An 18,545-nucleotide genomic window follows, 5' to 3' on the forward strand; every position below is an offset into this window, starting at 1 on the left:
AATGACGAGATTTCGTTACCGTACGCCTCGGGAACTGTTACGGCGAAAAGGTTAGGTAACAGATTTTGGCGGGGGCCGATTGTTACCAGGGGCACGCAGAGGCGGTTGCGCGTCCATGCGATGGAGCGCCGCGCGGGCGGCGCTCCATGGGCGTCGCTCATTCGCTGGTAGCGTTGCTCTTGCGGCGCGGAATGCCCAGGCGTTGGCGGCGCTCCCACAGGCACTTGCGGCTGACGCCGAGCTTGCGGGCCAGTTCGGTTTCGGTCATATGATCCTGGTGCTCAAGCACGAAATGCTGGAAGTAGTCTTCCAGCGACAGGTCCTCGGTCGGCTCATGGCTGGCGTTGTTGGCAGCGCCCGCGGCCATCGCGTTGTCGAGAATGTCATCATCGTCCATGTCGCTCAGCTCGATGTCGATACCCAGCAGTTCGGCCGATATCTCCGCGCTCTCGCTCAGAATCACCGCACGCTCTACGGCGTTCTCCAGTTCGCGCACGTTGCCCGGCCAGCTGTAATGACGAATGGCTTGCTCGGCTTCAGACGAGAAGTGCAAATCGTCACGACCGATGCGCGCGCTCTGCCTGGCGAGGAAGGCGCTGGCGATCTCGTTGACGTCACTGCCGCGCTCACGCAGGGCTGGCAACTTAAGGGCGATCACGTGCAGGCGGTAATAAAGGTCTTCGCGGAATTGCCCAGCCTTTGCCAGGTTTTTCAGGTCGCGGTGGGTCGCGGCAATCAGGCGCACGTCGACTTTTTGCGACTGTACCGAACCCACCCGGCGGATTTCGCCCTCCTGCAACACGCGCAGCAGACGGGCCTGGGCCTCCAGCGGCAGTTCACCGATCTCATCGAGGAACAGGGTGCCGCCGTCTGCCGCTTCCACCAGGCCGGCGCGCCCTGCGCTGGCACCGGTGAATGCCCCTTTTTCGTGGCCGAACAGTTCCGACTCGATCAAGGTTTCGGGGATGGCCGCGCAGTTCACCGAGATCATCGGCGCTTTGGCGCGCCGTGACAGGTTGTGCAGGGCACGGGCTACCAGTTCCTTACCGGTACCGGACTCGCCCTGGATAAGCACATTGGAATCGGTCGGCGCCACCTTGCGGATCTTGCTGTACATGTCCTGCATGGGCGGGCACGAGCCAATGATGCCGATCTCGCCGTTGGCCGATGCCGGAGCGCCTTTGTCGGCAGGGGCTGCCTTGCCGTTGCTGCGTGGCTCGGCCACTGGAGCGGGTGCCGGTGCACTCTGCCGGTCGCGCAGAATACGCGCCACCGCCTGGAGCATTTCGTCGTGGTCGAAAGGCTTGGCGATGTAGTCCACCGCGCCCATCTTCATCGAGTCCACCGCCGAGCGCAGGCTGGCGTAACTGGTCATGATCAGCACCGGGGTGCCTTGGCCAAGCTTGATCAACTCGGTACCCGGCGCGCCGGGCAGGCGCAGGTCGCTGACGATCAGGTCGAAGGTGGCAATGCTGAAGCGTTCCTGGGCTTCCTGCACCGAGCCGGCTTCGCTGACCTGGTACTGGTTCCGCTCGAGCAGGCGACGCAAGGCCGAGCGGATGATGGTTTCGTCTTCGACGATCAGAATATGCGGCATTGATTCAATTCTCTCGACGGTCTCGAATTTCAGGGGACGTCGCTACGACATGCCGGGGCAGGGTCACGCGGATCCGGGTGCCACGTTGCCGTTCGATGTCGGCCGGGCTGTCGATGGTGATTTGCCCATAATGCTCTTCCACGATGGAATAGACCAGAGCGAGCCCTAGTCCGGTTCCCTCGCCAGGGTCCTTGGTGGTGAAGAAAGGTTCGAACAGGCGGTCCATGATGTTCTTCGGAATCCCACTGCCTTCGTCCTCGACGATCAGGTCGACGGTGTGCTCGCTGACCTCGGTGCGTACCCGCACGGCGCTGCCTGGCGGCGACGCGTCCCGCGCGTTGGAGAGCAGGTTGATCAGCACCTGGGCCAGGCGCTGAGGGTCCCCCTCTGCCCAGTGGTCGGGGTCGCAGAGGTTGAAGAACTGTACTTCGAAATTGCGCCGGTTCAACGCCAGCAGACCGATGGCATCCTGGGCCACTTCGGCCAGGCACACCGGCTCTTCGCTGTTCTGGTGGCTACCGCCGGCATGGGCAAAGCTCATCAGCGACTGCACGATGCGCGACACCCGTTTGGTCTGTTCGAGGATCTGGCTCGACAACTCGATGATCTCGCCGTCGCCTTCGCGCTCCTCGCGCAGGTTTTGCGCCAGGCAGGCGATGCCGGTGATCGGGTTGCCGATCTCGTGGGCCACGCCCGCAGCGAGGCGGCCGATGCTGGCCAAGCGTTCGGAGTGCACCAGCTTGTCTTCCAGGGCCTGTGTTTCGGTGAGGTCTTCGACCAGCAACACCAGCCCGCTATTGCCAGGTGCCAGGGGCTCATCGATGGCCGCTTTGTGCAGGTTGAGCCAGCGCGGCTGGCCGTCCAGTGCCAGGCGCTGTTTGTGCAAGTGCTCATCGGGTACGTTGATGAAACCCAGCAGCAGGCCGCGCCACGGTTCATCGATGGTTACCAGGCGCGACCCGACCACGTGCTTGGCGGCGATGCCGGTCAGCTCCTCCATGGCCTTGTTCCACATCAGGATTTCTTTGTCCTTGGCCAGCGAGCAGACGCCCATGGGCAGCTCCTGCAGGGTCTGACGGTGGTAGCGGCGCAAGGCATCGAGTTCGGCAGCCAGGCCCGTCAGGCGCGAGTGGTAATCTTCCAGGCGGCTTTCGATGAAGTGGATGTCTTCGGTGACGTAGTTCTCGTTGCCAGACTTGTAGGGCAGGAAGGTTTCGACCATGTCCTGGGCCACGCTCGGCCCCATCAGGCCCGAGAGGTTGGCCTCGATGCGGTCACGCAGGCGGCGCAGGGCATAGGGGCGGCGCTCGTCGAACGGCAGGTAGAGGTCGCGCAGGGCTTGTTCGACTTCCTTCTGTGCAGCCTTGGCACCCAGTGGCTTGGCCAATTGGGTGGCGAACTCCTGCGGTGAAGCTGCATGCAGCTCACGGCGCTGGGGCCGGCGCACGTTGTCCACCGCACATGCTTCGGCGGCACTGACCTCCTCGCTGCTGGCGTTGGTGAACAGTGAAATCAGCGTGAACAACAGTACGTTGGCTGCCAGGGAGGCGATCGCTGCCATGTGCCAGCTGGTGTCGTCGAGCACATAGATCATGTCCAGCAGTGGGATGTAGAAGCCCTGCAGGTTGCCCAGCAGGGGCAGCAGCATGGTCACCATCCAGACCAGGGTGCCGGCCAGCAGGCCGGCGATGAAGCCGCGGCGGTTCGCGGTTGGCCAGTACAGCACCGACAGCACCCCCGGCAGGAACTGCAACGTGGCGACGAAGGCGACGATGCCCAGGTTGGCCAGGCTCTGGTGAGTGTTCTGGTTCAGGTAGAACATGAAGCCGGCGGTGATGATGGCGACGATCAGTGCGCGGCGGGTCCATTTCAGCCAGCGGTAGATGTTGCCTTCGGCCGGCGGCTGATACAGCGGCAGCACCAGGTGGTTGAGCGCCATGCCCGACAGGGCCAGGGTGGTTACGATGATCAGGCCGCTGGCGGCGGACAGCCCGCCGACATAGGCCAGCAGAGCCAGCGCCTTGTTGTTGGCGGCGATCCCAAGGCCCAGGGTGAAGTACTCGGGGTTGGTGCTGGCGCCCAGGCGCAGGCCTGCCCACAGCACCAGCGGCACGGCCAGGCTCATCAGCAGCAGGAACAGCGGCAGGCCCCAGCTGGCGCTGACCAGGGAGCGCGGGTTGAGGTTTTCGGTGAAGGCCATGTGGTACATGTGCGGCATGACGATGGCCGAGGCGAAGAACACCAGCAGCAGGGTGCGCCATGGGCCCTCCTGCAGCGGGGTGTGCAGCGCGGCCAGGGCGGTCTGGTTCTGCAGCAGCCACACTTCCAGCCCGTGCGGGCCGCCGAACACGCCGTACAGGGCGTACAGGCCAATACCGCCCAGCGCCAGCAGCTTGATCACCGACTCGAAGGCGATGGCGAACACCAGCCCTTCATGCTTTTCGCGCGTGGCGATGTGACGCGAGCCGAAGAAGATGGTGAACAGGATGATCAGTGCGCAGAAGGCAAAGGCCACGCGTGCCTTGACCGGTTCGCCGGTGAGAATGCTGATCGAGTCGGCCACTGCCTGAATTTGCAGGGCGAGTAAGGGAAGCACCCCGATCAACATGAAAATGGTCGTCAGCGCACCGGCCCAGGTGCTGCGAAAGCGAAAGGCCAGCAAGTCGGCCAATGACGACAATTGGTAGGTGCGGGTGATCTTGAGGATCGGATAAAGCAGCACAGGCGCCAGCAGGAAGGCGCCGGAAACGCCCAGGTAACAGGCGAGGAAGCCGTAGCCATACTGATAGGCCAGGCCCACCGAGCCGTAGAAAGCCCAGGCACTGGCGTAGACGCCCAGCGACAGGGTGTAGGTCAGCGGGTGGCGAATGATCGAACGGGGTATCAACCCACGCTCGCTGATCCAGGCCACGCCGAACAGCACCATCAGGTACCCGGCGCTGATCAGGATCATCTGGGTCAGGCTAAAGCTCATCGGCATCTCGTTGGCTCTGCAGGATGAAAGTGACGACGATCAGGATCAGCCAGAGCAGGTAAGGGCGATACCAGGCGCCGGTCGGTTCGATCCACCAGTCCATGATGGCCGGGGAGAACAGGTAGATCCCCACGACCAGAAGCAGGACCAAACGATAGATGTACATGCTGGCCTCGATGGTTGGGCGCTGCGGGCTTGGACTTATTATTGGCGCAAATGGTTGGAGCGATGCTAGCGGGAATCGGTGGTGTTCGCCAAGGGTTTGAAATTATTGGGCTTTTGTTTTTGAGACGTGGGTTGCCCGATTTCGCCCTGGCGCCAGCTGGCCGCGAGGTAGCGCACAGTAACGGTTGAGCCGGCTTGCCGGCGCTAGGGCCGGTGATGCTTCACTTCAAATCAGCCTCGGGCACCGTTGTTCGCTGTGCAATGGCTTCTGGCTGCCAGCGCTGGCGCGCCACAGCCAATACTTCAGCGGGCGTTGCCGTCAGCAACTGAGGGTCGGCTTCCTGGCCCAATGCCCGCAACGCCCGCAACAGCAACGGCGTTGCCTGATTAGCCTCAAGCGGCGGTGAACGGTATGACTTGCCCAGCTTGTGCCCATCAGGTTGCACGATCAATGGAATGTGCAGGTAACGCGGTTGGGAAAAGCCCAGCAATTCCTGCAAGTACAGCTGGCGCGGCGTGTTGTCGAGCAGGTCGGCCCCGCGCACGATGTCGGTAACACCTTGCCAGGCGTCGTCCAGTACGACTGCCAGCTGGTACGCATACAGCCCGTCGCGGCGCTGAATCACGAAGTCGCCCACCTCGCGGCCAAGGTGTTGCTGGAACTCCCCTTGCACGCGATCGGTAAAGCGGTAGAGCAGTTCTGGCACCCGCAGGCGGATGGCGGCGCCTTCACGGGCATGCCCGGCGTTGCGGCAAAACCCTGGATAGATGCCGTTGTAGCCTTCGAGCTGTTTGCGCGAACAGGTGCAGGCGTAGGCCAGGCCCATGTTGAACAGGCGGTCTACCACCGCGCCGTAAGCGTCGTGGCGCTGGCTCTGGAAGACCACCTCGCCATCCCATTCCAGCCCATAGCGCTCCAGGGTCTGCAGGATTGCATCACGGGCGCCGGGCATTTCCCGTGGCGGGTCGGTGTCTTCCACGCGTAGCAGCCAACGGCCATTGACCGCGCGGGCGTCAAGCCAGGAGGCCAGGGCGGCGACCAGCGAGCCGAAGTGCAGAAAACCGCTGGGGGTGGGGGCGAAGCGTCCGATGTAGCGCGAGTCGTTCATGGGCAGTGGTGTTTCTGAAAATAAAACGGGGCGCATGATGCGCCCCGTTCGGAGGAGAGAAGGATCAGCCTTTGCCGACTGTCTTTTCCTTTTTCTCGGCGATTTCCTTGCAGTCGAAGCACAGGTCCGCGGTGGGGCGGGCTTCCAGCCGACGCAGGCCGATTTCGATGCCGCACGATTCGCACCAGCCGTACTCTTCGTCCTGGATCTTCTGCAGGGTCTTGTCGATTTTCTTGATCAGCTTGCGCTCGCGGTCACGGTTGCGCAGCTCAAGAGCAAATTCTTCTTCCTGGCTGGCACGGTCGGCCGGGTCCGGGAAGTTCGCAGCTTCATCTTTCATGTGGTCTACGGTGCGATCCACACTCTGCATGAGCTCGCCTTTCCAGGCGTTGAGAAGCTTGGTGAAGTGCTTCTTCATGGGCTCACCCATGTACTCTTCGCCCTTGGTCTCATTATAGGGCGCGACACCGTACATGGTTTGACCGGTTTTTTGCTTTTCTACGGTGGACATGAATAGACCGCCTCTTACTCATCTGATCCAATGCGCAGGATGCTCCATCTCCGGCACCCGCCGGCCCTGCGACTGCGAGCCGCCGAACTTACCAGATAGATCGGGGGTGCGCTAGCCCGCCCGATCCTACGTGTTGACAGCGCCATGGGGCGTACGTTCGGTGCTGTGCAAAGGTAGAATCACCAGTTTAGACCCAATTGAGAGAAGGTAATGGCCCACCACTACAGTGCGCGCAGCCGCGCCATTGAACCCTTCCATGTCATGGCGTTGCTGGCGCGGGCCAACGAGCTGCAAGCGGCCGGTCATGATGTGATCCACCTGGAAATCGGTGAGCCGGACTTCACCACCGCCGCGCCTATCGTCGAAGCAGGCCAGGCGGCGCTGGCCGCCGGGCATACCCGCTACACCGCCGCGCGTGGCCTGCCGGCCCTGCGTGAGGCGATTGCCGGCTTTTACGACCAGCGATATGGCGTCGCGATAGACCCCGAACGCATTCTGATCACTCCGGGGGGCTCTGGCGCGCTGCTGCTGGCCAGTAGCCTGCTGGTCGACCCAGGCAAGCACTGGCTGTTGGCAGACCCCGGCTACCCCTGCAACCGTCACTTCTTGCGACTGGTCGAAGGTGGGGCGCAACTGGTACCTGTCGGGCCTGAGGTGAACTATCAATTGACCGCCGATCTGGTGGACCGGCACTGGAACCAGGACACTGTCGGTGCCCTGGTCGCCTCGCCAGCCAACCCCACCGGTACCGTGCTGGAGCGTGATGAGCTGGCCAGCTTGTCCAAGGCCACCCGCGAACGAAATGGCCACTTGGTAGTGGACGAGATCTACCACGGGCTGACATACGGCATGGACGCGCCGAGCGTCCTGGAAGTGGATGATTCGGCTTTCGTCCTGAATAGTTTTTCCAAGTATTTCGGCATGACCGGGTGGCGGCTTGGCTGGCTGGTTGCACCGCCTGAGGCCGTGGCCGATCTGGAAAAGCTTGCGCAAAATCTGTACATCAGCGCGCCGAGCATGGCCCAGCACGCTGCACTGGCCTGTTTCCAACCTGAAACCCTGGCAATTTTCGAAGCGCGCCGCGCCGAGTTTGCCCGCCGTCGCGACTACCTGTTGCCCGCCCTGCGCGAACTGGGCTTTGGCATTGCCGTGGAGCCGCAGGGCGCGTTCTATCTATATGCCGACATCAGTGCCTTTGGCGGCGATGCCTTTGCTTTCTGCCAGCATTTTCTGGAAACCGAGCACCTGGCGTTCACTCCGGGCCTGGACTTCGGCCGCCACCTGGCAGGGCATCATGTGCGCTTTGCCTATACCCAGAGCCTGCCGCGGCTGGAGGAGGCGGTCCAGCGCATCGCCCGTGGCTTGCGGAGCTGGCAGGGCTGATGGTGTTCTTTCCTCCACTCGAACAAGGGCGGCTTCTGCGCCGCTACAAGCGGTTCCTGGCGGACATCCAGCTGGCCAATGGCGAGCAGTTGACCATCCACTGCCCCAACACGGGCTCCATGCTCAATTGCATGCGTGAGGGCGGGCAGGTCTGGTTCAGTCGCTCCAACGACCCCAAGCGCAAGTTGCCGGGCACCTGGGAAATCAGCGAGACGCCTCAGGGGCGGCTGGCTTGCATCAATACGGGGCGGGCCAACGCGCTGGTCGAGGAAGCGCTTCGCGCGGGCGTGATCCAAGAGCTGGCGGGCTTCACTGCACTCAAGCGTGAGGTGGCCTACGGTGAAGAGGGCAGCCGCGTGGACTTTCGCCTGGAGTTCGACCACGGGCCGGCTTATGTCGAGGTCAAGAGCGTGACACTGGGGTACCCGGATACGGCAGTGGCCGCTTTCCCGGATGCCGTCACCCAGCGCGGTGCCAAGCACCTGCGCGAACTTGCGGCGCTGGCCCGGCAAGGCATACGTGCGGTGCAGCTGTACTGTGTGAACCTGACGGGCATCGAAGCGGTGCGTCCGGCCGACGAGATCGATGCAGCCTATGCCCGGGCGCTGCGTGCCGCCGTGGCGGATGGGGTAGAGGTGCTGGCCTATGGCGTGCGCCTGGATGCCGGGCACATCGTCATCGACCGCCCGCTACCGGTGTTGGTCAACCCCTGAGCCAGATACCCTGGCTGTCTTCCAGGCAGTCCAGGGCCTGCAGCGCATCACCCTCGCAGGGGCCTGCCACGCATTCGCCATTTTCTATCAGGAACAGCGCACCGTGATGGGCGCAGTGAATGAGGCTTGCACTGTCATCGAGAAATGCGTCCGCCTGCCAGTTCAAGGGGATCCCCCGGTGCGGGCAGCGGTTGCGATACAGATGCACCTGGCCCTGGCGACGCACGCCGAACAGTTCGATGCCGTCTACCCTGAAGGCGCGGCTATGGCCCTCGGCCAGCGCTGCGGAAGTACAAAGGAAGTGCATGTGCAGGAAAACTCGTGAGACATGTGATGGCTTGACGCGCCAATGCGAATAATTATCAAATTGCGCGCAATCGCAGCGCCCGGTTGTCTATGGTGCGCAGTTCCGCCGTTCGCCACAAGGCGTGTGGCTCGCCTTCAGAAGGAATCCGATGATGCGTCGTCCCGCTGCCTTGTTTGCCTTGTGCGCAGCCCTGGTCGCTTCCACCCAGGCGCTGGCCGCCGATTTGCCACAGCGCTGGGTCAGTGCTGGCGGCGCATTGAGCGAGTGGGTCAGCGCCCTGGGCGGCGAGCCGCGCCTGGTGGGTGTGGATACCACCAGCCAGCATCCTCAGTCGCTCAAGGCCCTGCCAAGTATCGGTTACCAGCGCCAGTTGTCCGCCGAGGGCATCCTCAGCTTGCGCCCGGATGTGCTGGTCGGCACAGAAGAGATGGGGCCGCCACCTGTGCTTGCGCAAATCCGCAAAGCCGGGGTTCGGGTGGAGCTGCTCTCCAGCAAGGCGGACCTCGCCGCCGTGGATGCAAACCTCAAGCAGCTGGGTGTTTTGCTCGGCGCCGAGCAGAAGGCCGCGCAACTCGCCGCTGATTATCATCAGCAGCTTGAGCTGTTGCAGATGCAGGTCAAGCAGGCACAGGCCAGCCACAAAGCGCCGGGTGTGCTGTTGCTGGTCGGCCACGCGGGGGCGAAACCGCTGATTGCCGGGCAGGGCACCGCAGGTGACTGGCTGCTGCGTCAGGCAGGTGGGCGAAACCTGGCCGAGCATCAGGGATACAAGAACTTCTCCAATGAAGCATTGGCGGCCCTGGACCCCGATGTCGTGGTGTTCTCCGATCGCGCGTTGGTCGGCGACCAGGCCCTGCAGGCACTGCTCAAGGAAAACCCGGCGTTGACCGCCTCCCGAGCGGTACGCGACCAGCGCCTGGTGCCACTTGACCCAACCCTGTTGGTCGGCGGCCTTGGCCCGCGCTTGCCGCAGGCCCTGCAAGACCTGGCGGCTGCCTTCTACCCGGCGGCAAAGGTCAGCCTCACGCAATGAAGCAGCGCGTGCAGCCACGTACACTGATTATCTGCCTGAGCCTGCTGTGCCTGTTGGCGGTATGGCTGTCCCTCGCCCTGGGCCCTGTGAGCTTGCCGCTGTTCGATACCTTGCGCGCGGGCCTGCGGTTAGTGGGGCTGCGCATCGACGGCGAAGGCCTGCAGCAGGCCGAAATGATCCTGGGCCAGATTCGCCTGCCACGCACGCTGCTGGGCTTGGCAGTGGGGGCGGTGCTGGCGCTGTGCGGTGTGGCCATGCAGGGGTTGTTTCGCAATCCGCTGGCCGACCCTGGGCTTGTGGGCGTATCCGCCGGGGCAGCCATGGGCGCTGCAGTGGCTATCGTTGGCGGTAGTTGGTTTGGCGGCCTGCCTGAGGCTTTTGCGCCTTACTTGTTGTCACTGTGCGCCTTTATCGGCGGCCTGGCGGTCACCGCGCTGGTCTATCGTCTAGGGCGGCGCGATGGGCAGACCAATGTGGCCACAATGTTGCTGGCCGGTGTAGCCATGACCGCGCTGGGGGGCGCGGCGGTCGGCCTGTTTTCTTATCTGGCCGACGACGCCACCCTGCGTACGCTGACCTTCTGGAACCTGGGCAGCCTCAACGGTGCCAGCTACGACCGCCTGTGGCCGTTGCTGATCGTGGCCGCAGGCGTCGCGCTGTGGTTGCCGCGCCGGGCGCGGGCGCTCAATGCCTTGCTGCTGGGCGAGTCCGAGGCGCGGCACCTGGGTATCGAGGTGGAGCGGCTCAAGCGCGAGCTGGTGTTCTGCACGGCCCTGGGTGTGGGCGCGGCCGTGGCGGCGGCGGGGCTTATCGGCTTCATCGGCTTGGTGGTACCGCACCTGGTGCGCTTGCTGGCCGGGCCTGATCACCGCGTGGTGTTGCCCGCATCGCTATTGGCTGGCGGCGTGCTGATGCTGCTCGCCGACCTGGTGGCGCGCTTGGCGCTGGCGCCGGCCGAGTTGCCGATCGGTATCGTCACGGCCTTTATCGGTGCGCCGTTTTTCCTGGTTTTGTTGATCAGAGGGCGCAGTTGATGTTGCAAGTCGAGGGCCTTTACCTGCGCCGTGGTGGGAATGAAGTACTGCATGACCTCAATCTGCAAATGCATCCGGGCCAGGTGGTGGGTGTGCTCGGCCCGAATGGTGCAGGCAAGAGCAGCCTGCTGGGCGTGCTGTGTGGCGAACTGGCGCCCGGCCAAGGGCGCGTGACGTTGCAGGGCCGGCCGTTGGCCAGCTGGGACGGGCAGGCGCGGGCCAGGTGCCTGGCGGTGTTGCCGCAGGTGTCCAGCCTGGGCTTTGCGTTCAGGGTCGAGGAAGTGGTCGGCATGGGGCGAATGCCCCATGACAGCGGCCAAGTGCGTGACGCTGAGATCGTTGAGGCAGCGCTGCATGCAGCAGATGCCTGCCACCTGCTGGGGCGCAGTTACCTGGCGTTGTCGGGCGGGGAACGGCAACGTGTGCACCTGGCCCGCGTACTGGCGCAGCTGTGGCCGGGTGAGGAGGGGGCTACGCTGCTGCTTGACGAGCCGACCTCGATGCTCGATCCGTTGCACCAGCACACCACTTTGCAAGCTGTGCGCAGTTTTGCCGACCGCGGCGCAGCGGTATTGGTGATCCTGCATGACCTGAACCTGGCGGCGCGCTACTGTGATCGTATTCTGTTGCTCGAAGGGGGCCGTACCCATGCTCTGGCCTCGCCGCAAGAGGTGTTGACGCCCGCGGCGCTGAAGGCCGTCTTCGGCATAGACGTATTGGTACAGGCCCATCCGGAACGGGGGCATCCGCTGATCATCACCCGCTAGGAGGCGTTGCCCATGCATCATTGCTTACTGTCTGGCGCGCTGCTGGGCGTGTTGTTTGCGCTGGGGGGCTGCCAAGCCAGCGTGCCGCCGCTACCCGCCTGGCAGAGTAGCGAAGGGCGTGACCGCGCAGAACTGGGGCAAATCCACGATCTGGCCAGCGGCAAGGTCATCAGCCCTGAACAGTTGGTGCAGGACCTGGCTGGCGTACCGCGAGTGCTGGTAGGCGAAAAGCATGACAACGCAGACCATCACGCCTTGCAACTTTGGTTGATCCGCGCCATGCAGGCCCGGCGCCCCCAAGGCAGCCTGCTTCTGGAAATGCTGCAACCGGAGCAGCAGGCTCGGGTCGATGCGGTTCAAGCCCAGGCCACATTGCCGCAAGATCTGCCCAAGGCCCTGGCGTGGCAGGAGGGCTGGGACTGGCAGCTGTACGGGCCGATCGTACGTGAAGCATTGGGCAGCCATGTTCCCCTTCTGGCCGCCAACCTGTCGGTTGGCGAAATGCGCCAGGCCTATCGCCTGGCGACGCCGGTGCCGGGGGCGCAGTCCAATGCGCCACAGGTGAAGGCAGCATTGCTCGAGCAGGTGAGGGCCGGGCACTGTGATTTGCTCCCCGCGAGCCAGTTGCCGGCGATGCTGGCCGTTCAGCAACAACGTGACCGGCGCATTGCCCAGCGGCTGCTCTCGGCGCCGCAGCCTGCCCTGTTGCTGGCCGGTGCATTCCACGTACGCAAGGACTTGGGCGTGCCGTTGCACCTCGCCGACCTGGGGGCAGAGGGGCAGAGCAAGGTGCTGTTGTTGGCCGAGGTTGGTCAGCAGGTCGACGCGGGGATGGCAGATTATGTCTGGTATACGGCGGCGATGCCGGAGCAGGATTATTGCGCACCGTTGCGTAACTAGGCGTGCGGGCGTTCACGAGGCAGTGGCAAGCCGCAAAAAAAAAGACCCGGCAAAAAATGCCGGGTCAATAACCGTGATTAGCCTGATGAGGAGATAATCTGAGAGTCCGAACCAGGGGCTTTCAGCTTATCCAACCAGTCTCGCGACCAGTTGTGATAATCATAACGATTCTCATTATCGAGTCAATCCCCATCTGATGTTTATTTCGCATTTTTTTGCGTAGGGCATTTCGCATCGAGTTGTTGATTGAGCGCTTGCTTGCGCTCGGCCGGCAAATCGTTCCAGTGCATGTCCAGCAGCGCGCCTTCAATGGCGTACAGCAACACCTTCGACGCCCGGAACCCTCGGGTTTTCACGGCCTGGTAAGCACCTACCGCGCCGAGCCGACGCAAATCCGATGCACTGTGGATACCGGCCGCATGTAACCACTGCGCGGAGGTCTTTCCAAGATTCTTCAGATGCTGCAATTCATCGTTCATCGAGCCTCCTGGCGATGGCTGAACGGGTATTAGGGGATAAATCGCGAGCAGGTCAGAGAGGAGTGTAGCGGGGGTTGGAAAATGCGCGGCCTTTTGCCATCGGGGGCGACGAGATGCCCTGTTTGCGCCGGGGGGAGGTGTTCGGGCCGGCCATTAGCCGGCCCGAATCGAGCTGATTTTAGAGGCCTGGCAAACGCTGGCGGATCTGGTCGATCACCTGGTCCATGCTGCTGGCATCCTGAGTATCAACGCGCGTGCTCTGCTGCCGTTCCACTTCATCCAGCGGCTCACGGCTGGCCTGCTGCGCCTTGACCACTTCCAGGGTGGCGTCCGACGGGTCGTTGTTGTCCGCCAGGCGCTGCTCCAGCCAACTGGCGATGACCGCCTCAGGTGCCTGGCAATCGAGGATCAGCAATGGCACGCCGGTATCGTTCGCGACTTCGGCGGCAGCTTTGCGGTGTTCACGCTTGAGGTAGGTAGCATCGAGCACTACCGGGAAACCTGCGCGCAGGATGGTCGCGGCAAGCTGGTGCAGGCGCTGGTAGGTGGCGGTGCTGGCATCGTTGTCGTAGATGCCCGCTTGCAGTTGGCCTGCTTGGGCGTGTTGCTGTTCACCGTACAAGCGCTTGCGCTCCACATCCGAGCGCACGCGCACAGCGCCCAAGGCTTCGACCAGGCGCATGGCGACGTGGCTCTTGCCTACGGCCGATACGCCATGGGTGATGGCCAGTAGGCGCGAAGGGATGGCGCTGTAGCTTTCTGCCAGGTTGGCGTAGTTGCGGTAGGTGCGCAGGCTGGTGGCACGCTGCACGCCATCGGCATTGGCCGGCATGCTGAACAGGGCGATCTTGGCGCGGACCAGGGCGCGGTAGGCTTTGTAGAAGTTCAACACTTCCAGGCCTTCATAGTCGCCGGTCAGCTCCAGATACTGGCTGACGAAGCGCCGCGCCAGGCATTTCAGGCCGCGGTCTTCCAGGTCCATGGCGAGGAAGCTGGTGTCGGCCCAGACGTCGGTCATGCGGAACGGTTCGTTGAACTCGATGCAGTCGAAGATCACCACCTTGCCATCGATCACGGTGGCGTTACCCAAGTGAATGTCGCCGTGGCATTCGCGGGTGAAGCCATTGGCCTTGCGCGCCGCGAACAGGCCTTCAAGGCGCTCGAAGCTGCTGCGCGCCCAAGCTTGCAGGTTGTCCAGCTGCTGCAGGTCGGCCTTGTCACTGAGGAACGGACGGATCTGCTCGAAGTTCTGCTCGACCGGGGCCATGACACTTTCAGGTGAGCCATATGGCTGCTCGGCGGGCACTTTCGGGGTCTGCAGGTGGAATGCTGCGATCTGCCGGGCCATCTGGTCGATGTGGCCGGCATTGAGTTCGCCGTTGGCCTGCAGGGTGTTGAGCATCTGCCCCTGCGGGAACTGGCGCATTTTCAGTACGTACTCTATCGCAGCGCCTTCACCGCCAAGCTGCGGGGCTTCGGCGCTGCCAGTGATCGGCAGCACTTCCAGGTACAGGCCGTCCGTCAGGCGCTGGTTCAGGCGCAACTCTTCGTTACAGAAATGCTGGCGCTGATCGAGCCCGGTGAAGTCGAGGAAGCCGAAATTCATCGGCTTCTTGATCTTGTAGGCGTATTCGCCAGTGAGCAGGACCCAGGAGATGTGCGTCTCGATGAGTTGGAACCCGTCCACGGGGTGAGGGTAAAGGGCGGGGTTCTGCAACGCTGTGATCAAGGCTTGGCTCACGGGAAATCCTTCCGGGGGCAGGGAATTCGAAGGCGCCATTATGGTCAATGGTGCCGTCCCTGCATACCGCCAGAGGGCGCCTGCCCAGCCTTTACAAAGTGCGTATAATCCGCCGCCATGACTCGAACCCGAAATTCCCGTACCCCTAAGAAACGCCCGACCGGCCGCTCGCGCGCCTGGCTGGGCTGGGCGTTCAAGCTCAGCCTGGTCGGCCTGGTGATCGTTGCCGGCTTCGCGGTTTACCTCGATGCTGTCGTCCAGGAGAAGTTCTCCGGCAAGCGCTGGACCATCCCGGCCAAGGTATACGCCCGGCCGCTGGAGCTGTTCGTCGGCCAGAAGCTGAGCAAGAACGACTTCCTCACCGAACTCGATGCCCTCGGCTACCGGCGGGAAAGCGCGGCCAATGGCCCGGGCGCTGCGGCTGTCAACGGTAATACCGTCGACCTCAACACCCGCGGCTTCCAGTTCTATGAGGGGATGGAACCCGCGCAGTTCGTGCGTGTGCGCTTCTCCGGCGACTACGTTGCCGGGCTGTCCGGCGCCAACAATGCCAAGCTGGATGTGGTGCGCCTCGAGCCGTTGATGATCGGCGGCATCTACCCGAAGAACCTCGAGGACCGCATCCTGATCAAGATCGATCAGGTGCCCCCGTACTTGCTCGAAACCCTGGTGGCAACCGAAGACCGAGACTTTTACAGCCACTTCGGCGTGTCGCCCAAGTCCATCGCGCGTGCTTTGTGGGTCAACACCTCCGCCGGTACCATGCGCCAGGGTGGCAGTACCCTGACCCAGCAGTTGGTGAAGAACTTCTACCTGACCAGCGAACGCACCCTCACCCGCAAGCTGACTGAAGCGATGATGGCCGTACTGCTGGAGATGCACTACGACAAGCGCGAAATTCTCGAGGCTTACCTCAACGAGGTCTTCGTCGGCCAGGATGGCCAGCGCGCCGTGCACGGCTTTGGCCTGGCCAGCCAGTTCTTCTTCAGCCAACCGCTGTCGGAACTCAAGTTGCACCAGATCGCCTTGCTGGTGGGTATGGTCAAGGGGCCGTCCTACTACAACCCGCGTCGCCACCCCGAGCGGGCCCTGGCGCGGCGTAACCTGGTCCTGGACCTTGTGGCCGAGCAGGGCGTTGCCAGCCAGGAGGCGGTCGATGCGGCCAAGAAGATGCCGCTGGGCGTGACCAAGCGGGGCAGCTTGGCCGACAGTTCGTTCCCGGCCTTCCTCGACCTGGTCAAGCGTCAGCTGCGCCAGGACTATCGCGACGAGGACCTTACTGAAGAAGGCCTGCGCATCTTCACCAGTTTCGACCCGATCCTGCAGATGAAGGCCGAAACCTCGATGAATGAGACCTTCAAGCGTCTGGCAGGGCGCAAAGGCGCTGACGAGGTCGAATCGGCGATGGTCGTGACCAACCCGGAAACCGGTGAGGTGCAGGCGCTCATCGGCAGCCGTCAGGCCGGATTCGCCGGCTTCAACCGTGCCATCGATGCCGTGCGGCCGATTGGCTCGCTGGTCAAGCCAGCGGTGTACCTCACCGCGCTGGAGCAGCCGAGCAAGTACACCCTGACCAGCTGGGTGCAGGACGAGGCGTTTTCGGTCAAGGGCGCCAATGGCCAAGTGTGGCGCCCGCAGAACTACGATCGCCGCCCGCATGGCACCATTTACCTGTACCAGGGGCTGGCCAACTCCTACAACCTGTCGACCGCCAAGATCGGCCTGGAAGTAGGTGTGCCCAACGTCATCAAGACCATCGGCCGGCTCGGGGTCAATGTCGATTGGCAGCCGTTCCCGGCAATGCTGCTGGGGGCCGGTGGCATGTCGCCGATGCAGGTGGCGACGATGTACCAGACCATCGCCAACGGCGGCTTCAATACGCCGATGCGCGGTATCCGCAGTGTGCTCACCGCCGAAGGTGAGCCGCTCAAGCGTTACCCGTTCCAGATCCAGCAAACCTTCGACCCGGGCTCTATCTACCTGGTGCAGAACGCGATGCAGCGGGTGATGCGCGAAGGTACCGGCCGCTCCGTGTACAACGTGCTGCCCAGGTCGCTGACGCTGGCGGGCAAGACCGGTACCAGTAACGACTCCCGTGACAGCTGGTTCTCTGGCTTCAGCCAGGACTTGCTGGCGGTGGTGTGGATGGGCCGTGACGATAACGGCAAGACGCCGTTCACCGGCGCCACCGGTGCTCTGCAGGTGTGGACCAGCTTCATGAAGAAGGCTGACCCGCTGCCGCTGGACATGCCGCAACCAGACAACGTGGTACAGGCCTGGATCGACCCCTACAGTGGGCAGGGCTCCGACGCAAGCTGTCCGGGAGCGGTGCAGATGCCGTATATTCGCGGCAGCGAACCGCCCGCCGGCGCAATCTGCGGCGGCGAGCAAAATCCGGCAGAATCGGTCATGGACTGGGTCAAAGGCTGGATGAATTAAGCCCTGGCAGCATTGATGAGGTGTGAAGTGAAAAAGTGGTGGTTTCCTGCCGTGACGGCACTGGTGGTGCTGCAGGGCTGTTCCAGCGTTCAGCGTGGCAACATCCCGGTCGTGGACTCGAGCACTCGGGTGTCCAACAGCGAACGGGTGACGGCCAACCGCTCGGCGGCCGGCATCAACAACGGCACCTCGCAAGCGCAAACCCTGCCCGAGGACTCCGGCGTGACCGTGATGATTCCGCAAGGCGCCGGTGCCACGGGCATCCAGACGTTCCCCGCAGGCAATGGCGTGGCACCGATCAGCACCACGCCGATTACCCCTGGCCCCGGCACATCTGCGCCGATGGAGACCAACCCCAACCCGATCGCCGACGAACCGTTCGACATCGCGTCGATGAATAGTGCCTCGGCCGCTGCCAGCGCGCCAACCGGCATTCCGCGCAGCAGTGCGGCATCCGGTGGGCTGTCGGCTGACGAGCAGCTCGATGGTCCGGTGCTGGCCCTGTTGACCACTGCCCAGTCGCAACAGGGCAGCGGCGACTTCAACGGTGCAGCCTCAAGCCTGGAGCGCGCCCAACGCATCGCCCCGCGCGAGCCGCAGGTGCTGTTCCGTCTGGCGCAGGTGCGCCTGTCCCAAGGCGATGCAGCACAGGCCGAGCAGTTGGCGCGCCGTGCCCTGACTTACGCCAATGGCCGTCCTGACCTTCAGGCCGAGCTGTGGAACACCATTGCCCAGGCTCGTGAGAAGCAGGGCGACAGCGCTGGCGCCGCGTTGGCCCGGCAGAAAGCGCGGGTCAACTCATGATGATCGAGCAGCGCATTCTGGATATCGCTGACCACCTGCTGCTCATCGAGCGTGAGTTGATCGTGCAGGGGTGGTGGGCTGACGAGCCGCCAAGCGATGAGGCGCTGGCCAGCACGGTGCCTTTTGCGGTGGACAGCATGAGCTTCGAGCAGTGGTTGCAGTGGATCTTCCTGCCGCGCATGAAGATCATCATCGAGCTGGGTCAACCGCTGCCCAACGCCTCGGGCATTCTGGTGATGGCCGAGACGGTGTTCGTCGACAGGCCGGAGCAGAGTCGTGAGTTGCGGCGCCTGCTGGCAGAGTTCGATCGATTGATCGCGAGTTGAGCCTGATTTCTTCTATTTTTCCTTCAAGGGCCGCAGATTGTGGCCCTTTTTTGTGTAAATGTTATTTTTTCTGCTGCAGTGTCGGTTTTTAGTGGTGGCTGGAATTCATCTTTAGGAAAAATTGGCAATAATTTTTCTTGACTTGTAGCCGCCAAATCACAAGAATCCAGATTCCGCTTTAGAGGGACTGCCAGAAGCAGACCCGCTAAGCAGATCATGAGGCGCACACCCGCGCCGACCTGTTACACCCCGCAACGCGTTAC

Annotated in this window: 17 protein-coding genes; 9 read left to right on the top strand and 8 right to left on the bottom strand. The window is 63.1% G+C overall.

Annotation, left to right across the window (positions count from 1 at the left end):
- Positions 1-157 precede the first annotated feature (157 nt).
- From OSW16_RS03835 to dksA, 5 genes are all read right to left on the bottom strand, one after another.
- Positions 158-1,597 carry a sigma-54-dependent transcriptional regulator gene (locus OSW16_RS03835; protein WP_267820868.1) on the bottom strand — a complete coding sequence of 480 codons (1,440 nt, stop codon included), beginning with the start codon at positions 1,595-1,597 and terminating at the stop codon, positions 158-160.
- Between the two features lie 4 nt (positions 1,598-1,601).
- Positions 1,602-4,577, bottom strand: coding sequence for a sensor histidine kinase (locus tag OSW16_RS03840; protein ID WP_241803830.1), 2,976 nt, complete (start codon positions 4,575-4,577; stop codon positions 1,602-1,604).
- A complete protein-coding gene (locus OSW16_RS03845) occupies positions 4,561-4,737 on the bottom strand; it encodes a hypothetical protein (protein WP_003250005.1) in 177 nt (58 codons plus the stop codon). The genes OSW16_RS03840 and OSW16_RS03845 overlap by 17 nt, the downstream gene beginning before the upstream one ends.
- Before the next feature lie 220 nt (positions 4,738-4,957).
- Positions 4,958-5,845 carry a tRNA glutamyl-Q(34) synthetase GluQRS gene (gene gluQRS / locus OSW16_RS03850; protein ID WP_267820870.1) on the bottom strand — a complete coding sequence of 296 codons (888 nt, stop codon included), beginning with the start codon at positions 5,843-5,845 and terminating at the stop codon, positions 4,958-4,960.
- A gap of 64 nt (positions 5,846-5,909) precedes the next feature.
- Entirely contained in the window at positions 5,910-6,356 is a 447-nt protein-coding gene (gene dksA / locus OSW16_RS03855; protein ID WP_267820872.1) for an RNA polymerase-binding protein DksA, read from the bottom strand.
- A 210-nt stretch (positions 6,357-6,566) separates the two neighbouring features.
- On the opposite strand from dksA, the gene OSW16_RS03860 reads away from it, so the two are divergent.
- Together OSW16_RS03860 and sfsA are read left to right on the top strand one after the other, a co-directional pair.
- Positions 6,567-7,739 carry a pyridoxal phosphate-dependent aminotransferase gene (locus tag OSW16_RS03860; RefSeq protein WP_241803827.1) on the top strand — a complete coding sequence of 391 codons (1,173 nt, stop codon included), beginning with the start codon at positions 6,567-6,569 and terminating at the stop codon, positions 7,737-7,739.
- On the top strand, positions 7,739-8,452 hold the full coding sequence (gene sfsA / locus OSW16_RS03865) for a DNA/RNA nuclease SfsA (protein WP_267820875.1): 714 nt from the start codon (positions 7,739-7,741) through the stop codon (positions 8,450-8,452). Before OSW16_RS03860 ends, sfsA begins: the two co-directional genes overlap by 1 nt.
- Here the strand turns inward: sfsA and OSW16_RS03870 are convergent.
- Positions 8,442-8,759 (bottom strand): Rieske (2Fe-2S) protein, encoded by a 318-nt coding sequence (locus tag OSW16_RS03870; protein WP_267820877.1) that lies wholly within the window; start codon positions 8,757-8,759, stop codon positions 8,442-8,444. The two genes, sfsA and OSW16_RS03870, sit on opposite strands and share 11 nt — an antisense overlap.
- 148 nt (positions 8,760-8,907) lie before the next feature.
- Between OSW16_RS03870 and OSW16_RS03875 the strand changes: the two genes are divergently transcribed.
- The 4 genes from OSW16_RS03875 to OSW16_RS03890 are packed head-to-tail and all read left to right on the top strand — an operon-like array spanning position 8,908 to position 12,493.
- Entirely contained in the window at positions 8,908-9,792 is an 885-nt protein-coding gene (locus OSW16_RS03875) for a heme/hemin ABC transporter substrate-binding protein (protein WP_267820879.1), read from the top strand.
- A gap of 50 nt (positions 9,793-9,842) precedes the next feature.
- The gene (locus tag OSW16_RS03880; protein WP_241804118.1) at positions 9,843-10,826 is read left to right on the top strand and encodes a FecCD family ABC transporter permease; all 984 of its coding nucleotides are present in this window, start codon (positions 9,843-9,845) and stop codon (positions 10,824-10,826) included.
- Positions 10,826-11,593: a heme ABC transporter ATP-binding protein gene (locus OSW16_RS03885; protein ID WP_267820881.1), complete on the top strand. Its 768-nt coding sequence runs from the start codon at positions 10,826-10,828 to the stop codon at positions 11,591-11,593. Before OSW16_RS03880 ends, OSW16_RS03885 begins: the two co-directional genes overlap by 1 nt.
- 12 nt (positions 11,594-11,605) lie before the next feature.
- Positions 11,606-12,493 carry a ChaN family lipoprotein gene (locus OSW16_RS03890; RefSeq protein WP_267820883.1) on the top strand — a complete coding sequence of 296 codons (888 nt, stop codon included), beginning with the start codon at positions 11,606-11,608 and terminating at the stop codon, positions 12,491-12,493.
- Positions 12,494-12,693: 200 nt separating this feature from the next.
- Here OSW16_RS03890 and OSW16_RS03895 read toward each other — a convergent pair whose 3' ends face one another.
- Both OSW16_RS03895 and OSW16_RS03900 read right to left on the bottom strand, forming a co-directional pair.
- Positions 12,694-12,972: a TfoX/Sxy family protein gene (locus OSW16_RS03895; RefSeq protein WP_241803821.1), complete on the bottom strand. Its 279-nt coding sequence runs from the start codon at positions 12,970-12,972 to the stop codon at positions 12,694-12,696.
- A 178-nt stretch (positions 12,973-13,150) separates the two neighbouring features.
- Positions 13,151-14,713, bottom strand: coding sequence for an AAA family ATPase (locus tag OSW16_RS03900; protein ID WP_267820886.1), 1,563 nt, complete (start codon positions 14,711-14,713; stop codon positions 13,151-13,153).
- 117 nt (positions 14,714-14,830) lie between these two features.
- Here OSW16_RS03900 and mrcB point away from each other — a divergent pair, with 117 nt between their 5' ends.
- The 3 genes from mrcB to OSW16_RS03915 are packed head-to-tail and all read left to right on the top strand — an operon-like array spanning position 14,831 to position 18,282.
- Positions 14,831-17,152: a penicillin-binding protein 1B gene (mrcB, locus tag OSW16_RS03905; protein WP_267820888.1), complete on the top strand. Its 2,322-nt coding sequence runs from the start codon at positions 14,831-14,833 to the stop codon at positions 17,150-17,152.
- 15 nt (positions 17,153-17,167) lie between these two features.
- Positions 17,168-17,956, top strand: coding sequence for a tetratricopeptide repeat protein (locus OSW16_RS03910; protein WP_324288814.1), 789 nt, complete (start codon positions 17,168-17,170; stop codon positions 17,954-17,956).
- Positions 17,956-18,282 carry a YqcC family protein gene (locus OSW16_RS03915; RefSeq protein WP_241803817.1) on the top strand — a complete coding sequence of 109 codons (327 nt, stop codon included), beginning with the start codon at positions 17,956-17,958 and terminating at the stop codon, positions 18,280-18,282. Before OSW16_RS03910 ends, OSW16_RS03915 begins: the two co-directional genes overlap by 1 nt.
- The last annotated feature ends 263 nt before the right edge of the window (positions 18,283-18,545 follow it).

Origin of the sequence: Pseudomonas putida (genome assembly GCF_026625125.1) — a bacterium.
GTDB lineage: Bacteria > Pseudomonadota > Gammaproteobacteria > Pseudomonadales > Pseudomonadaceae > Aquipseudomonas > Aquipseudomonas putida_X.

Coding starts and splice junctions, on each gene's coding strand:
- OSW16_RS03835 (WP_267820868.1), bottom strand. CDS start 1,597: ATGCCGCATATTCTGATCGTCGAAGACGAAACCATCATCCGCTCGGCC.
- OSW16_RS03840 (WP_241803830.1), bottom strand. CDS start 4,577: ATGCCGATGAGCTTTAGCCTGACCCAGATGATCCTGATCAGCGCCGGG.
- OSW16_RS03845 (WP_003250005.1), bottom strand. CDS start 4,737: ATGTACATCTATCGTTTGGTCCTGCTTCTGGTCGTGGGGATCTACCTG.
- gluQRS (WP_267820870.1), bottom strand. CDS start 5,845: ATGAACGACTCGCGCTACATCGGACGCTTCGCCCCCACCCCCAGCGGT.
- dksA (WP_267820872.1), bottom strand. CDS start 6,356: ATGTCCACCGTAGAAAAGCAAAAAACCGGTCAAACCATGTACGGTGTC.
- OSW16_RS03860 (WP_241803827.1), top strand. CDS start 6,567: ATGGCCCACCACTACAGTGCGCGCAGCCGCGCCATTGAACCCTTCCAT.
- sfsA (WP_267820875.1), top strand. CDS start 7,739: ATGGTGTTCTTTCCTCCACTCGAACAAGGGCGGCTTCTGCGCCGCTAC.
- OSW16_RS03870 (WP_267820877.1), bottom strand. CDS start 8,759: ATGCACTTCCTTTGTACTTCCGCAGCGCTGGCCGAGGGCCATAGCCGC.
- OSW16_RS03875 (WP_267820879.1), top strand. CDS start 8,908: ATGATGCGTCGTCCCGCTGCCTTGTTTGCCTTGTGCGCAGCCCTGGTC.
- OSW16_RS03885 (WP_267820881.1), top strand. CDS start 10,826: ATGTTGCAAGTCGAGGGCCTTTACCTGCGCCGTGGTGGGAATGAAGTA.
- OSW16_RS03890 (WP_267820883.1), top strand. CDS start 11,606: ATGCATCATTGCTTACTGTCTGGCGCGCTGCTGGGCGTGTTGTTTGCG.
- OSW16_RS03895 (WP_241803821.1), bottom strand. CDS start 12,972: ATGAACGATGAATTGCAGCATCTGAAGAATCTTGGAAAGACCTCCGCG.
- mrcB (WP_267820888.1), top strand. CDS start 14,831: ATGACTCGAACCCGAAATTCCCGTACCCCTAAGAAACGCCCGACCGGC.
- OSW16_RS03910 (WP_324288814.1), top strand. CDS start 17,168: ATGAGGTGTGAAGTGAAAAAGTGGTGGTTTCCTGCCGTGACGGCACTG.
- OSW16_RS03915 (WP_241803817.1), top strand. CDS start 17,956: ATGATCGAGCAGCGCATTCTGGATATCGCTGACCACCTGCTGCTCATC.